The sequence below is a fragment of the Clostridium sp. KLE 1755 genome, from assembly GCF_000466465.2.
Lineage (GTDB): Bacteria > Bacillota > Clostridia > Lachnospirales > Lachnospiraceae > Eisenbergiella > Eisenbergiella porci.
The window spans coordinates 183,876-198,254 of record NZ_KE992777.1 but is presented as its reverse complement, the minus strand read 5'-3'; the positions used below and the strand labels follow the sequence as shown (position 1 = coordinate 198,254).

Annotated in this window: 11 protein-coding genes and 1 pseudogene; 3 read left to right on the top strand and 9 right to left on the bottom strand. The window is 51.2% G+C overall.

Translation table 11 applies throughout. The features are described 5' to 3' along the window. Positions 1–63 precede the first annotated feature (63 nt). The 4 genes from HMPREF1548_RS26440 to HMPREF1548_RS26425 form a co-directional block, all read right to left on the bottom strand. A complete protein-coding gene (locus tag HMPREF1548_RS26440; protein WP_021639880.1) occupies positions 64–1,716 on the bottom strand; it encodes a type 2 periplasmic-binding domain-containing protein in 1,653 nt (550 codons plus the stop codon). Between the two features lie 100 nt (positions 1,717–1,816). Then, the gene (locus tag HMPREF1548_RS26435) at positions 1,817–2,686 is read right to left on the bottom strand and encodes a carbohydrate ABC transporter permease (protein ID WP_021639879.1); all 870 of its coding nucleotides are present in this window, start codon (positions 2,684–2,686) and stop codon (positions 1,817–1,819) included. Positions 2,687–2,701: 15 nt separating this feature from the next. After that, positions 2,702–3,616, bottom strand: a complete 915-nt coding sequence (locus tag HMPREF1548_RS26430) for an ABC transporter permease (protein WP_051358490.1) — start codon at positions 3,614–3,616, stop codon at positions 2,702–2,704. A 305-nt stretch (positions 3,617–3,921) separates the two neighbouring features. Beyond that, complete coding sequence (locus tag HMPREF1548_RS26425) at positions 3,922–5,397, bottom strand: DEAD/DEAH box helicase (RefSeq protein ID WP_021639877.1); 1,476 nt, start codon at positions 5,395–5,397, stop codon at positions 3,922–3,924. Positions 5,398–5,615: 218 nt separating this feature from the next. Here HMPREF1548_RS26425 and HMPREF1548_RS26420 point away from each other — a divergent pair. After that, positions 5,616–6,047 (top strand): annotated as a pseudogene (locus tag HMPREF1548_RS26420) (SDR family NAD(P)-dependent oxidoreductase); the annotation flags it as partial. Here the strand turns inward: HMPREF1548_RS26420 and HMPREF1548_RS26415 are convergent. The 3 genes from HMPREF1548_RS26415 to HMPREF1548_RS26405 all read right to left on the bottom strand — a co-directional run bounded on the left by HMPREF1548_RS26415 (position 6,046) and on the right by HMPREF1548_RS26405 (position 9,909). Beyond that, on the bottom strand, positions 6,046–7,053 hold the full coding sequence (locus HMPREF1548_RS26415) for a transglutaminase domain-containing protein (protein WP_021639874.1): 1,008 nt from the start codon (positions 7,051–7,053) through the stop codon (positions 6,046–6,048). The pseudogene HMPREF1548_RS26420 and the gene HMPREF1548_RS26415 sit on opposite strands and share 2 nt — an antisense overlap. Positions 7,054–7,106: 53 nt before the next feature. Beyond that, positions 7,107–8,018 (bottom strand): sensor domain-containing diguanylate cyclase, encoded by a 912-nt coding sequence (locus HMPREF1548_RS26410; RefSeq protein WP_021639873.1) that lies wholly within the window; start codon positions 8,016–8,018, stop codon positions 7,107–7,109. 112 nt (positions 8,019–8,130) lie between these two features. Then, a complete protein-coding gene (locus tag HMPREF1548_RS26405) occupies positions 8,131–9,909 on the bottom strand; it encodes a bifunctional 3'-5' exonuclease/DNA polymerase (protein WP_021639872.1) in 1,779 nt (592 codons plus the stop codon). 256 nt (positions 9,910–10,165) lie between these two features. On the opposite strand from HMPREF1548_RS26405, the gene HMPREF1548_RS26395 reads away from it, so the two are divergent. Beyond that, positions 10,166–11,731 carry an alanine/glycine:cation symporter family protein gene (locus HMPREF1548_RS26395; RefSeq protein ID WP_021639870.1) on the top strand — a complete coding sequence of 522 codons (1,566 nt, stop codon included), beginning with the start codon at positions 10,166–10,168 and terminating at the stop codon, positions 11,729–11,731. 32 nt (positions 11,732–11,763) lie between these two features. Here the strand turns inward: HMPREF1548_RS26395 and HMPREF1548_RS26390 are convergent, their stop codons facing one another. Continuing rightward, the gene (locus tag HMPREF1548_RS26390) at positions 11,764–12,084 is read right to left on the bottom strand and encodes a helix-turn-helix domain-containing protein (RefSeq protein WP_021639869.1); all 321 of its coding nucleotides are present in this window, start codon (positions 12,082–12,084) and stop codon (positions 11,764–11,766) included. Positions 12,085–12,312: 228 nt separating this feature from the next. On the opposite strand from HMPREF1548_RS26390, the gene HMPREF1548_RS26385 reads away from it, so the two are divergent. After that, positions 12,313–12,651, top strand: coding sequence for a helix-turn-helix domain-containing protein (locus HMPREF1548_RS26385; protein WP_025491401.1), 339 nt, complete (start codon positions 12,313–12,315; stop codon positions 12,649–12,651). Between the two features lie 214 nt (positions 12,652–12,865). Here HMPREF1548_RS26385 and HMPREF1548_RS26380 read toward each other — a convergent pair whose 3' ends face one another. Continuing rightward, positions 12,866–14,344, bottom strand: a complete 1,479-nt coding sequence (locus HMPREF1548_RS26380; RefSeq protein ID WP_025491400.1) for an L-fucose/L-arabinose isomerase family protein — start codon at positions 14,342–14,344, stop codon at positions 12,866–12,868. Positions 14,345–14,379: the final 35 nt, after the last annotated feature.

Sequence of the window (14,379 nt, the reverse complement as noted above, 5' to 3'; positions counted from 1 at the left end):
AACGGACAGATCACAAGAAACTGCCGGGGGATTCCCGGCAATTCCTGTTTCATGCATTACAACTTATTTTTTCACATTACGATACCATTCATTAATTTCTTTGGTAATCGCATCGCCGCCCTGGGCTTTCCAGTCTTCCACAAATTTATCAAAGGCTTCCACAGGCTCCTTGCCGTAAATAATATTGGTATACACCTGCTTTTCCATAGTCTGGAGCTGTTCCCAGTTCTTTTTCATGGTAGCTGTGGGCTCACCGTTAAACAGATTGGGTATCAGCTCGTCCTTATGCTCGTACGCCACCACATACCCTTCCGAGGTGGCCGGCGAGGTGACAAAGCTGGCCTTGGCTCTGATCTGCGCGCCGGATACGGCTTCTTTTCCTTCACTGATATCCGCATAGGCCTGCATGGTGTCCAGAGAAGGTGAGTTTTTCAGTACGGTGGACTTGCCGGGAAGGAAAGGATCTGTGACCGGCGGATCAAACAACGCGGAATCAAACACCACTTCTCCGTCCACGATATCATAATCACAGCCCTCCAGGAAGCCGTACTGGAAATCCCCGGTGCCGAAGGCCACATCATAAAGCCAGTCATAATAAGTGAAAAAGGCTTCCATATTGTTGAAATCCTTATTGAACATCAGCCAGCCGTCATTGGTCTGTGCGGACTGATATGTAGGTTCCCCGTTCTCCTGCCTGATATTGGGATAAGCCTTGATTACCGCCTCCGGCGCCACACTGGTCACGTCCTTAACGGAATCAATGGCCCAGGGACGTCCGATAAAAATACCCGCCTTGCCTTCCGTGAACTGTGTCATCGCATCCCATGCGCTGGTAGCTGCCGCCTCCTGGAAAATCCAGCCGTTGGCGTGCCACTGCGCCATACGCTCCAGTGTAGCCCTGTTTCCTTCATTTATAGAACCATAAACCAGCTCCCCGTTTTCATCCTCCTGCCAGCTGCCGGGAATGTATTTTCCGGAATTGGCGGAAAACAGGATGACCGGATCCGCCACCCAGCCGTTGTTGTAAATGCTGTCGCCTTCATAGGTAAAGCCATAGGTGTCTTTTTTCCCGTTGCCGTCAGGATCATCCTCGGTAAAGGCACGGATTACCGCTTCGAACTCATCCAAAGTAGCGGGCGCTTTCAGCCCCAGGTTATCCAGCCAGTCCTGCCGGATTACCATGACCTGTCCCTCCGTCAGAACCGGAGCGCATGCAAGGCCATAGGTCTTCCCATCCTTGGTGACCGGGTAAAAGGTCTGCGGGTATTTGTCGTAGATTTCCTTCAGCCGGTCCGGCATATATTTTTCAATATCCTCGTCAATGGCTTTGACGCGGCCGGATTCAATCATATCCGCGATCATCTGTGTCCCATATACGGGAAATACGTCGGGCAGCTCCTCCGAACCGGTCAGCGCAAGGCGGAGCTTGGTATCATAGTTGTTCGCATCCCCTCCCAGCAGCGTAGTTTCCATTTTTATGCCCAGCTTTTCCACCGCCAGATCTACCATGGGGTTTTTATTGATATCCTCGCCGTCCCCGTAACGGCCCGCATTTTCATCCAGCTGCTTTGCGATATTGATCGTAACCACGGGGTCGTATCTCCCCTCCGCGTTTTTCGTACCCGCGGCCTGTGTGCTTTCCGCCGCCTTTCCGCAGCCACCAACCAGCATAACAGCTGCCAGTGCAATTGTCAGCAATGCCTTTCTTTTTTCCATATCTTACCTCCACTTTTTATTTTATCGTGAATCCTCCTGAAAGAGGAATCAGAATCCGGTAAACCGGTTCAGAGCATGTTTGGAAATTGCCCTGAATTGCTCACTCCTTTACCGCCCCCATAACAATTCCTGTCACAAAATATTTCTGCAGGAACGGATATACCAGCAAAATGGGAAGCGCGCCGATAAATACCTGCGCCGCCTTGATGGTCCTCTCTGACATGGCGGCCGCCGAGGTGGGATCCAGCGCCAGATCCTGTTGGTTCCCCTGTACCACAATCACCTGCAGGAAGGACGCCAGCGGATAATTCTTGGTATCCGACATATAAAGGATACCGGTAAACCATTCATTCCAGTTTCCTACCATGATAAACAGCGCCACGGTAGCCAGGCCCGCCTTGGAAAGGGGCAGATATATTTTCCACAGCACCTTGAAAAAGCTGGCGCCGTCTATCAGGGCGGCTTCTTCCAGCGCCCTGGGAATGGATTTGAAAAAATTCATAATCAATATCAGGTTGTAGCAGCTGAACGCTCCCGGCAGGATATAAACCAGGAAATTATTTTTCAGCCCCAGGGATGTATTCACAAGGTAGCTGGGAATCAGCCCGCCGCCAAAAAGCATGGTGAATACAAAAAACCACATCAGCGCCGTCCTGCCGCGGAACTCCTTGGACAGCGCATATCCGGCCGTGGTGATGACAAACATGCCAAACAGCGTCCCCGTCCCCGTCCGTAGGAAGGAAATCACCAGGGAACGGATAAAATTGCTGTTATGGAAGGTTTTGATATAGGCAAGCGTGGTGAAATCCACCGGCCAGAAGGTGACCAGCCCGCTGTTGGCCGCACTTTTCCCGCTGAGGGAAATAGCGAACAGGTTCACTAACGGCAGGAAGCACAGCAGCGCTACCAGAATCAGAAATATGGTATTGCACAGCACAAATATTTTTCTGCTCAAATGTGTACGTCGCATAATAGTCTCTCCCTCCTAGAAAATCCGGTAGCCGGCGTATTTGTAGGCAATCCTGTAAGAAACCACGGTGAGGGCAAGGCTGATGCTGGACTTGAACAGCCCCACCGCCGTACCGAAGCTGTACTGCCCGTTCACCAGTGACTGGCGGTAAACATAGGTGTCGATAATATCCCCGGTGGAATAGGTCAGCGGGGAATACAGGTTGAAAATCTGATCAAAGCCCGCATTCAGCACATTTCCCAGGCTCAGTGTCGCCATGACGATAATCATCGGCATTATCCCCGGAAGCGTGATATGCAGCGTCTGCTGCCAACGGTTTGCCCCGTCCATCTCCGCCGCTTCATACAGGTTCTGGTCGATATTGGAAATTGCCGCCAGATAAACAATCATGCCGAACCCGAAGCCCTTCCAGAGATCGGATATGACCGCTATCTGCCGGAACATCCCCGCCTCTCCCAGAAAAAAAATCCGTTCCATGCCAAGCTTTGTCAGGAAACCGTTTACAATGCCGTCAAGGCTGAGGATATCCCTCAGCATCCCCGCCACCGTAACCCAGGAAAGGAAGTGGGGCAGATACACAAGCGTCTGTATCCCTTTTTTCAGCCCCGTATGATGGACTTCATTGAGCAGAAGCCCCATAACAATCGGAACGACAAGACCCAGGACGATTTTGCTCACGGCAATAATCAGCGTATTGATGATTGCCTGATAGGACTCCTTAAAGGCAAAAATCTGCCGGAAGTTTTCCAGTCCCACGAATTCGGAATCCAGAATCCCCAGCCAGGGCTTATAATTCTGGAATGCCATCACCAGGCCGCCCATAGGCGCATAGCAGAAAATAACAGCCAGAATAATGCTTGGCAGAAGCAGCAGATAAAGCGGCCAGCTGTGATAAAATTCCTGTTTCCAGCCTCTGCACGCCGCCGTCATTCCCCCGCCGCTCTTTGCTTTTGATAATTTTTTCATATCCGCATCCCCTTTTCCCATAATCGTAACTGTTAAATGCCTTCACAGTTACGTTCTTTCATTTAAGAAGATTATATAATAACGGATGCTGGCGGTCATACACCCCGATTTCAAGGTTGTGTACCCTGATTTTACTTTTTTGTAAAAAAACGGAAGAGAGCGCGCGTATATTTGTATTCCGTGTCTTCCGTTTTACGGCAAAAGAATAGCGGGCCTTTTCAGAATTGCTCCGAACTGCCCGCTTCTGCGTATCCGAGTGCTTTAATCGGTCAGACGCCTGCCTGACCCGATGTTTTTCTTACTTTTCTCACCTTTCCCTTGATGGGCTTCATCTGCAGCCGTTCCAGGACCAGCGGGCCCTTCCGGTTGAGGATTTCCACATAAGTAAGGCTTTCCCGGATATCTATCACACCGATATCCTCTGCCGTAATGCCGTCAACTGCACATATGGTCCCCACGATGTCCGCCGTGCGCATTTTGGATTTTCTCCCGCCTCCGATGGACAGCCTCATGATATCCCGGTTAAGCGCCTCCCCTTTTCCTGCTTTGGGCGCAGATTTCCTGCGCTGCAGCGCCCAGAAGGCTTTTTCTTCCTCCTGCGTCACAATCAGCTCCTGTAAAACCGGAAGGGCCGTTCCCGTATACTCCTCCACCTTCTGCAGCATTTTCTTCTCCTGTGCAGAAACCAGGCTTACGGCGCGGCCGTCCTTCCCGTTTCGTCCGGTCCGCCCTATCCGGTGGACATAGGTTTCTTTTCCTGTGGGGAAATCATAATTTACCACCAGGCCGATGTTCTCAAAATCAATTCCCCTTGCCGCCACGTCAGTGGCGATCAGGTACCGGAAGCCGCCGCGGCCGAATGCGTCCACATTTTTCAGCCGCTCCTTCTGTTCCATTTCCCCATGAATCATGCCGCAGAAAATCCGGTCCCGCCGCAGCTTCTGAAACAATACGTTAACCATTTCCCTGGTGCCGCAGAAGATCATGCAGCTGTCAGGGTTTTCCTTCATTAACACCCTCTTGAACATCTCATACTTATTTTCTGCGGTGACCTCATAAGCCGCCTGTCCGATGGAAGGCGGCGGGCCATCCTCCTGATCCTGCGCCACAAAAACAGCGTCGGCTGCATAATTGTCGATCAGGGTCTGCACCTGTTTTTCCAGAGTTGCTGAAAAGAGCAGGATTTTCCTATTTTCCGGCAGCAGGGAAATGATCTCTCCCACCTCTTCCAAAAAGCCCATGTCCAGCATAAGATCCGCTTCATCAATGACCAGGTGGGTGATGCCTGACAGCTGCAGGCTGCCGCGGCGGACAAGATCCATGACACGGCCCGGCGTTCCCACAACGATATGGGATTTCTGTTTCAGGGTCTGCATCTGTTTATCTATGGGAAACCCGCCGAATACGGCCGGTACCTTCAGCCGCTTCTTCCTTCCGATTTGAAACAGCTCCCGGCTCACCTGCACCGCCAGCTCACGGCTCGGCTCCAGCACAAGCGCGCGGGGAGAATTTTCTTCCCATACAGCCATTTCGCAGAGGGGAACTGCAAAGGCCGCTGTTTTTCCGGTTCCCGTCCGGGAACGCGCCACCACATTCTTACCCGCCAGGACAAGGGGGATAACCTCCTGCTGGATTACGGTGGGATGGTGATAGCCAAGCATATCCAGGGCCTCCAGGATTGACAGGGATAGTCCGTACTGGGCGAAGCCATGGGACGCGGGCGTGTTTTTATTTTCTGTACTCATGCATTGGTTTCCTTTTTATCATTTTTTATTGTAACTGTGCGTCTCACAGTTACGTTTTATTTTTCCTTCTCCGCCCTGCTTACCCGGGTTTTCCGCTTTCCACACAGCGGCGCCGTTTATTACTCCGGCTCCCTGGCATACTTTTGCGTAAAATGGTATCATAAAGATACTGTATCACCATAAATCAGGACGTATGGAAAGAAGAAAGGGGAAAATATATGTTTGAGGGAAAAATCGCTGTGGTAACCGGCGGCGCGCAGGGGATCGGCAGGACCATTGCCGGGGAATTTGAGAAAAACGGTGCGAAGGTATGTGTGATTGACAAGCAGCCCGGCGTCTATTATACCGGTGACCTGGCTGACGAGAAAACACTGGAGCGCTTTACGGCGCAGGTAATTGCCGACTATGGCCATATAGACTATCTGATTAACAACGCGCTGCCATTAATGAAGGGAATTGACAGCTGTACCTGGCAGGAATTCAACTACGCGCTTAAGGTGGGCGTTTCTGCGCCTTTTTATCTGTCAAAGCTGTTCCTGCCGTATTTTAATCCCGGCGCTTCCATCGTGAATATTTCATCCTCAAGAGATCGCATGAGCCAGCCGAATACGGAAAGCTACACCGCGGCAAAGGGCGGGATAGAATCACTCAGGTGTCCTTTACTTCTTCAAGCACCAGTTCATTTTCCGGAAGTTCGTCCAAAAAACTGACGGACAGAACGGCCTGCGGCCAGTTCAGGCTGACTTGCGCATATTTTCCCCGGCTGCGCGCCGTTCCTTCCAGAAGCTGCAGCAGCTCAGTCAGCTTTTCCCTCGTCAGATATCCGCCGCGCCAGTGGAAGGTCAGGTTTTTCTTTTTTTTGATTGCCTGCAGCGCTCTTTTTTCCACATCCTCCGTTTTGGTGAAGGACTGTTTTTTTACCAGGTAATAAAACAGGTTCCCTTCGCTGCAGGGAGGCGCTTTGTAAAGAACCGGCTCATGATCCCGGAAAAAGGCGCTGTCTGAGAGGTTAAAATAATCATACCGGATATTGTCCCCAGTACCCAGGGAATTGTCAAAGGTGGCATCCAGGTGACAGTACTTTCCTTCCGCCCTGATGATATTCCAGGCATGTCTGTACTTAATGTTTTTCTCCGGATTGGCCTCGGAAATGGCGATCATGCACCAGATTCCAAGGGCGTCACACAATATTTTTACCGTTTTGGCAATTCCCTCGCAGACGCCCACGCCTTGTCCCAGCGGGCCGATAATTTCATGGGAATAGGGCTTTTTCAGTTTATCATAGCGAACGCCCTGGCAGATAAAATCATGGATATAAAGCTCCTTTTCCCACGCTGTAAGCGCCTGTGCCGGGCGGATCAGCTTGGCGATCCTTGCTTCCATTGCCTTCTGGTGTTCCCGGATCTTCGCCTTCTCAAACAGATACTCGGGAACCAGCTCCACTTTGGCAGAATCCGGATAAAAACGGTATTGAAAGCCCACGGCATAAAAAATCTCAGGGCAGTCCAGACGCAGCTGGAAAAAGATATCCCCCAGTACCCGGTTTTCCAGCCTTGTAACCAGGAATGAGGGCGCAAGGGCCTGAAGGCCCGCTTTCATGTCACGGTAAGCAGCCTGCTGTTGTTTGTCCAGCTGCATATAATAGTAGGGTTCCATGTTGTACTCCGGTTTTGTTTTATCTTACGTCCTGCTGCAAAGGGCCGGCAGGCTCAGCTATCCTGGGCCGTACAGAATAGAAACTTCTCTTTCTCCGCCTTTGCATGATAGAGGGCGGTATCGGCTTTTTTGAATAATTCGCCAAAGTCCGCTGCATCGCGGGGCCAGATCGACACACCGATGCTGTTCGTGCAGGCAATGCCGTCTGTCTCAATACGCGTCAGGCCGGACAGCTTGCCCCACAGCCACCGCTCATTATCAATATCCCTGGCCAGGATAATAAACTCATCCCCGCCGAACCTGCCTGCAATATCCGTTTTCCTGAAAGTATTCCGTATTTTCTCCGCAACTGCTTTAATCACCTTATCGCCTTCGAAATGGCCGAAGGTATCATTAAAGTTCTTAAAATTATCAATGTCCAGCATTATCAGGGCATGCTTCATGTGGCTTTCCCTGCGCAGATTTTCAGTAATCAGTTTTATTGTGTGTTCTTTATTATAAAGGCCTGTAAACGCATCAAGCTTAACCGCCTGGCGCAGGCAGTCCGTCTGCTCCTTCATATCGGATATATCCGTGATCACCCCCACCATTCTTGCCGGTACTCCATTCTCCATGACAGGGGTTACAAAAATCCTGCACCATATATAGCCGGAATTCCCTGCCTTCATACGGGCTTCATAGGCAGTGGATTTTCCCGCCAGAACATCTGAAAAGGCATTCTCAATCACAGCCTCATCCTCCGGATGTGAAAAATACCTGCTTACGGCCAGTCTGTATGCCTCCGGATCCAGCCCGCTGTAGGGCTGGACATCCTTCAAAATGGATTCTCCGGAAACACCAAAGATGACTTCCGCATTTTCAAAATAAGTATACAGCTGCTTCTGTATATCCACCTCAAAAATACAGATTTTTGCGGCGGTCAGCGCCACATGCAGCCGTTCCTTGTACTGTGTCAACTCATTCATGGCGGTTGGGCCTCTTTCCCCGATGCAATATTCAACAGTCGCTCTTTTCTATATTAGCATCCTTTATGAATAAAAGAAACGGTAAATATGAACAGCAAATAATTTCCGTGCTCTACTTCGCCGCCCAGCTGTCCGCCGTCTTGGCCTCCGCCACACAGGGCACCGACCTGAGGATATCCTTCCCCGCACTTTCCATCACCGTCTTCAGACGTGCCGCCGCCTCCAATGCTTCCGTTTCCGGCACCTCCATCAGGATTTCATCATGGACAATCCCCACGATCTTCCAGTCCCTGCCCACAATTTCCTCAAACAGCAGGCCCAAAGCCCTTTTCAGGATATCGGCCGCCGTTCCCTGTACGGGGGTATTGGCCATGTCGGCCACGCCGGATCTTGGGGAAAACAGGAATTTCCTTCCGGTAAGCGTCCTGCCCTCCCAGAAGGTTCCCACCTTCAGGTCATGATGCCACCAGCTGATTCCCGCATAAGCGTTAAAAAAACTGTCCCGGAATTTCTTAGCCTCCTCCAGCGTCATATCCACGCCGTAGGACTGGGCTGCATACTGCTGCAGCCCCGCCGCCCCCATTCCGAATATCAGGCCGAAATTCACCGCCTTGGCCGCCTGTCTCTGGGCGGATGTCACCTGTTCTGCCGGAATATCCGATATGAGGGAGGCGGTCAGCCTGTGCAGATCCTCCCCGCGGGCATATGCCCCCTTCATCCTCACATCCCCTGAAATCTGCGCCGCCACCCGGAGTTCAATCTGGGAATAATCCGCCAGCACCAGCTTTCTGCCCTCCGGGGCGATAAAACAGCTGCGGAAACGGGCTTCCCTGGGAATCTGCTGGATATTCGGCCCCCAGCAGCACATTCTGCCGCTGTATGCGCCGATCTGCCCATATTTAGGGTGCAGCCGGCCCGTAACCGGATGTATCTGCGCAGGAAGAGGATGCAGGAAGCCGGAAAGCAGCTTGGAATATCTCCGATAATCGGTGAGCGCTTTTACCAGAGGATGATTATGATAGGGCGCCAGGCTGTAGCGGGAGGTGTTCGGCACATGGATGCCGTTATCCCGCAGCAGCCTGAGCACATAGACATTGCTGTCAAAATTCACATCCACGGCTTCCTGCGTTCCCCACAGGGTCAGCTGGAAGGTCGGTTCCCCGCTGAAGGCATATAACGCCTTAAGCGACTTCTCATACTGCTCCTGGATATCCGCGCACAAAACCTCCCACTGCTCCAGATCCAGACAGATCCCATCATATTCCGTCCAGGCCAGCGCCGGCGCACATGCAAATTCAATCTGTGCCACCCTCTCCAGCCCGTTATCCTGAAGCTGCTTTCCCAGGCATTCCCACAGCCGCAGCAGAACACCGGAATCCAGCGCCGCATATTCAAGCTGGGACGCGGTCAGGGAACCGCTCCAGTCCCCGGTCTGCTCCGTCTTGTCCAGCGTCTCTCCCAGATAATGCTCCGACACAGCCGCCAGGTTCACCTTACGCGGGCCACCGCAGGGGCGCAGCAGCTCCGCCGCCAGCATGGTATCGAACACCGGCGCCGCGCACACTCCCGCTTTTCTCAAAAACTGCAGGTCGAACTTGGCATTATGAAAAATTTTCACACTGTCACCCTCCAGCGCCTCCCGCAGGAACGCGGTTCCCTTTTCCGGCCCGGCCGTCCTGTCACGCCTGTCCTCCGTCCCGCCGCCGAGAAAGGAAAAACAGTCTATCAACAGCACGGGCATACCGGGAGCGCCTATCTGTATGAGTCTGAGCCTGTCCCTGTGTACGTCCAGCCCTGTAGTCTCCGTATCCACCGCCAGCACAGGCGCCTTTTTCAACTGCTCCAGAAAAGGTTCCCCTTCCTCCGGGGTACGAACCAGGATATACTCCATGCGATCATCCTTCTTTCCGTTTTGCTGCTTTCATTATAACAGTATCCCTCTGCAACAGCAACTGAAATATCAAACATATGTTCTTTTTTATATTATTGCCCGCAGGCGGTGAGCAGGCAAAAACGTTGTTAAAAGAAGCACTTTTTACAATATAATCAGTGTTTTTTCTGTAGTGAATGCATTCTGCCTCTCGTATAATAATAAAAAAGGCTGCCAATACAGGCAGCGTGGCACCAAACACATAAGGAGGGGCGCTATGGAACATCTCTTTTCGGCAATCAACAATATCTTCAACTTCGTCATACCCGTTTCCGACTTTTTCTGGGACTTTCCCACCAATTTCAGCTGGTATGCCTCCATTCCCATCCTGGGGAATTTTTCACTGGCGGTAATGCTGCTCATCGGCTCGGGCATTTATTTCAGCATCAGGACAGGTTTTATCCAGGTGACGCATTTTGGAAAGGGAATCCGCATCCTGGCAAAGAAAAAAAGCGATGAAATCGGCATTTCCTCCCTGGCGGCGTTCTTCCTGAGCTCAGCCATGCGCGTCGGCCCGGGCAATATTCTTGGCGTTACCGGCGCCATCGCAACAGGAGGCCCGGGCGCGCTGTTCTGGATGTGGGTATCCGCATTTTTCGGAATGGCAACCGCTTATACGGAAGCCGTCCTGGCACAGATTTTCAAAGAAAAGAAAAAAGATGAGTTCGTAGGAGGCCTTCCCTTTTATGGAAAGGTGCTGCTGGGGAACAAGCTCTGGGCAGGCGTCGCCCTGTCGCTGATGTACATCATCTACGCCATGTGCTGCCTTCCCGCCCAGGGCTTTAACGTGGTAAGCTCCATCGGCCAGATGGCTGAAATCGTTACCGGCGCTTCCATGGGCAGCGCTTCTTATTTTTACTATATTGTATCCGTTCTTCTCATCCTCGTTACCGCCTATATCGCTTTCGGAGGCATCCGCAAGGTCACCAGGGTCACCGACGGGCTGGTACCTGTCATGGCTGTGATCTACGTGGGTGTGGTTTTCCTGCTCATTCTCCTGAACCTGGGAAGCGTCCCCTATTTCTTCGGCGCGGTGTTCGGAGGCGCATTTACGCCCCAGGCAGTATTCGGCGGTATTTTCGGCACGGTTCTGGTACAGGGCGTGAAAAGAGGGCTGATGTCCAATGAAGCCGGACAGGGCACCATCACCATGGCCGCCGGCGCCGCCAATACGGATCATCCCTGCGAACAGGGCTGTGTCCAGTCCATCGGCGTGTTTCTCGACACCATGGTTATCTGCACCCTTACCGGCTTCGTCGTTGTCATGGCGCATGTCTGGACCGGCAGCAGCGCTGAGGCCTGGTTTGCCATGGATCGCCTGCCTAAATTCCTGGAATCCGCAAAGGTGCTTACCCCGGGTACGGCCATGAACGCGGCAGTGGCCTTCCTGCTCACCTTCTGCTTCTGTCTGTTCGCCTTTACCTGCCTGGTGGGAATGATCTCCTTCAGCGAAATCGCAGCCAACCGGATCAGCTCCAGCAAAAAGGTGATTTATACCGTCCGCATTGTTGGCATTTTCATCACGGCTTTCGGTATCGCCTGCTCCCTGGCCGGAATTGAACTGGGAAATCTCTGGGCCATCTCCGATCTGGGCAACATCCTGATCGTTTTTGCCAACATTCCCCTTCTCTATCTGGGAGCAAAATGTGTGTTCCGCGCCACCGCCCATTTTAAAAAGAAAGACGGAACGCCTTTTACCTCTTCAGTTATCGGGCGCAGCTGTCCCTACTGGGATGAAAGAGCCGGTAAGGCCACAGATAAAAAAACAGATTCCGCCAGATAATCCGCAGCCCAGGCAAAAAGGACCTGCCAGCATCACCGGTACAGAAGCGCAAGATAATGCATAAGCTGTATCACCAGGTCCTCTTTTCCTTTGGGGCATTCCTCCATCAGCTGTTCAATCAGCTGGTTGGAATTATGCTCCCCTGTAATCAGGTAGGTAGGGTCAAGCTCTAAATGTTTCCTGACCAGTAAAATCCTTTCTATGGTAAGCTTCCTGTTTCCTCTCTCTATCTCTCCGTAATACGTTTCTGAAATTCCAAGCAGCTTTGCAGTCTGCTTCTGTGTCAGCCCCATTTTCTCCCTCCGGGCCCGCAGTCTGTCCCCAATATCCATCAACAGCTTAGATTCAGGCATTTCTTCCCCTCTTTCTCCGCTAAAACGCGTACACTCCCCATAAATCCCTTCAAAAATAAATTACAAGGAATTTACCTCATCCGCCGTGCTTTGTCAACATGCGCAAAGCCGTAATCCATGGCGCACAGGGAAATATTTATAGTATCAAATTCAAGGAATTGCATATTATTAGTATATTGAAAGATAACTTCCGTATTTATAGTCTTTTATATGGAGGTCGGAAAAAATATGGATAACATCTCGAAACTGGTTGGGGCCAGAATCAGAGGATTTCGGAAGGAAAAGCATTTAAGCCAGGAGGAGCTGGCAGAAAAATGCAATCTTCATCCCACTTACATCGGGCAGCTGGAACGCGGAGAGAAAAACCCGACAATAGAAAGTGTCATGAAGATATCCGACGGACTGCAGGTTCCCTTAGACCAGCTCTTTGCCAATGTCACTGCTGCCAACTTTCCTGCCATGGATTATATTCCGGATAAAATCATGTTTCTTGTAATGGAACTGACTCCCAAAGAACAGAAGATCATATATGAATTAATCCTTCTGGCATTGAAGCTTCGTAATTAAATAATGAATGACCTATGGTAACTGTGAAGGAACTGAACAGTTACAGCTTATGAAAAAATGCAGCCTCAGGTATCTCTCCGGCTGCATTTTTCTGTAGGTTTTTATTCTGAAAACCGCAGACGAGGTTTACGCCACCCCACGTAAACACTGCTTCTGCGGTTTTCTTTCTTTTTTACCCGGATCCGGCAGCGCCGGAACCGGAATTTTTTTTTACTTAAGCGAACGGATTTTCCGTAGGATACATCATGCCCTTAGGCTGGTTGAAGTTGATTTCATCCGTTTCAACACCGATGTATTTAAATACTTCATACAGAGCCTTTCCGAAATGTCCGAAAGCAACTGCGCCGTGGTGAGGATAGTTCTTCTCAACCAGGACATGACGGTAGAAGCGTCCCATTTCAGGAATGGCGAATACGCCGATTCCGCCGAAGGAACGGGTTGCCACAGGCAGAACCTCGCCCTGTGCGATGTATGCGCGCAGCTTGGCATCCGCTGTGCTCTGCAGACGGTAGAAGGTAATGTCCCCGGGGATGATATCTCCTTCCAGAGTACCCTGGGTAACTTCTTCAGGCAGGCTTCTTGCCATGATGAACTGATATTTCATCTCGCAGAAGGAAAGCTTGCTGGATGCGGTATTTCCGCAGTGGAAGCCCATGAAGGTATCTTTCTGGGTATAGTCATATTTTCCTTTGATGTCGGATTCAAACATATCAGCGGGAACCGTATTGTTGATATCCAGCAGAGTAACCACATCGTTGCTGACAACGGTTCCGATGAACTCACTCAGAGCGCCGTAAATATCAACTTCACAGGATACCGGGATGCCTCTCTTGGTCAGGCGGCTGTTTACATAGCAGGGAACGCAGCCAAACTGTGTCTGGAATGCGGGCCAGCATTTTCCGGCAACTGCTACGAATTCACGGCTTCCCTTATGTTCTTCGATCCAGTCAAGCAGGGTCAGCTCGTACTGAGCCAGCTTGTTTAAGATTTCGGGCTTCTTGTTTCCTGCACCCAGTTCTTCTTCCATATCCTTTACAACTTCAGGGATTCTCTCATCTCCTGCATGGTTGTTGAAGGCTTCGAACAGATCCAGTTCAGAGTTTTCTTCGATTTCCACACCCAGGTTGAACAGCTGCTTAATCGGTGCGTTGCAGGCCATGAAGTCTTTCGGACGGGGTCCGAAGGAAATGATCTTCAGGTTTCTTAAACCAACGATTGCCCTGGCAACAGGTGCGAATTCAGCGATCATATCAGCGCATTCAGAAGCAGTTCCCACCGGATATTCGGGAAGATATGCTTTCAGGTTGCGCAGCTTCAGGTTATAGCTTGCATTCAGAACGCCGCAGTATGCGTCGCCTCTGCCGCTTACCAGATTGTTTCCGGTTTCTTCCGCAGCAGCCACTACCATAGCCGGTCCGTCAAATTCCTTGATTAACAGGGTTTCAGGTGTTTCAGGTCCGAAGTTTCCAAGGTAAACCACGATTGCATTGCAGCCGGCTTCCTTCACGTCCGCCAGTGCTTTTCTCATATCGATTTCATTTTCGATACATACAGGGCACTCATAAAGGCCGTCCCCATATTTTTCCTTGTAAGCTGCAACTACTGCTTTTCTTCTGGATACGGATAAATCCATAGGGAAGCAGTCACGGCTTACCGCTACGATAGCGATTTTTTCTTTCGGCATGTTGTTCATTTCTTTCCTCTCCTTTCGCGGCCATAGGCCGCACT

Coding starts and splice junctions, on each gene's coding strand:
- HMPREF1548_RS26440 (WP_021639880.1), bottom strand. CDS start 1,716: ATGGAAAAAAGAAAGGCATTGCTGACAATTGCACTGGCAGCTGTTATG.
- HMPREF1548_RS26435 (WP_021639879.1), bottom strand. CDS start 2,686: ATGCGACGTACACATTTGAGCAGAAAAATATTTGTGCTGTGCAATACC.
- HMPREF1548_RS26430 (WP_051358490.1), bottom strand. CDS start 3,616: ATGACGGCGGCGTGCAGAGGCTGGAAACAGGAATTTTATCACAGCTGG.
- HMPREF1548_RS26425 (WP_021639877.1), bottom strand. CDS start 5,397: ATGAGTACAGAAAATAAAAACACGCCCGCGTCCCATGGCTTCGCCCAG.
- HMPREF1548_RS26415 (WP_021639874.1), bottom strand. CDS start 7,053: ATGGAACCCTACTATTATATGCAGCTGGACAAACAACAGCAGGCTGCT.
- HMPREF1548_RS26410 (WP_021639873.1), bottom strand. CDS start 8,018: ATGAATGAGTTGACACAGTACAAGGAACGGCTGCATGTGGCGCTGACC.
- HMPREF1548_RS26405 (WP_021639872.1), bottom strand. CDS start 9,909: ATGGAGTATATCCTGGTTCGTACCCCGGAGGAAGGGGAACCTTTTCTG.
- HMPREF1548_RS26395 (WP_021639870.1), top strand. CDS start 10,166: ATGGAACATCTCTTTTCGGCAATCAACAATATCTTCAACTTCGTCATA.
- HMPREF1548_RS26390 (WP_021639869.1), bottom strand. CDS start 12,084: ATGCCTGAATCTAAGCTGTTGATGGATATTGGGGACAGACTGCGGGCC.
- HMPREF1548_RS26385 (WP_025491401.1), top strand. CDS start 12,313: ATGGATAACATCTCGAAACTGGTTGGGGCCAGAATCAGAGGATTTCGG.
- HMPREF1548_RS26380 (WP_025491400.1), bottom strand. CDS start 14,344: ATGAACAACATGCCGAAAGAAAAAATCGCTATCGTAGCGGTAAGCCGT.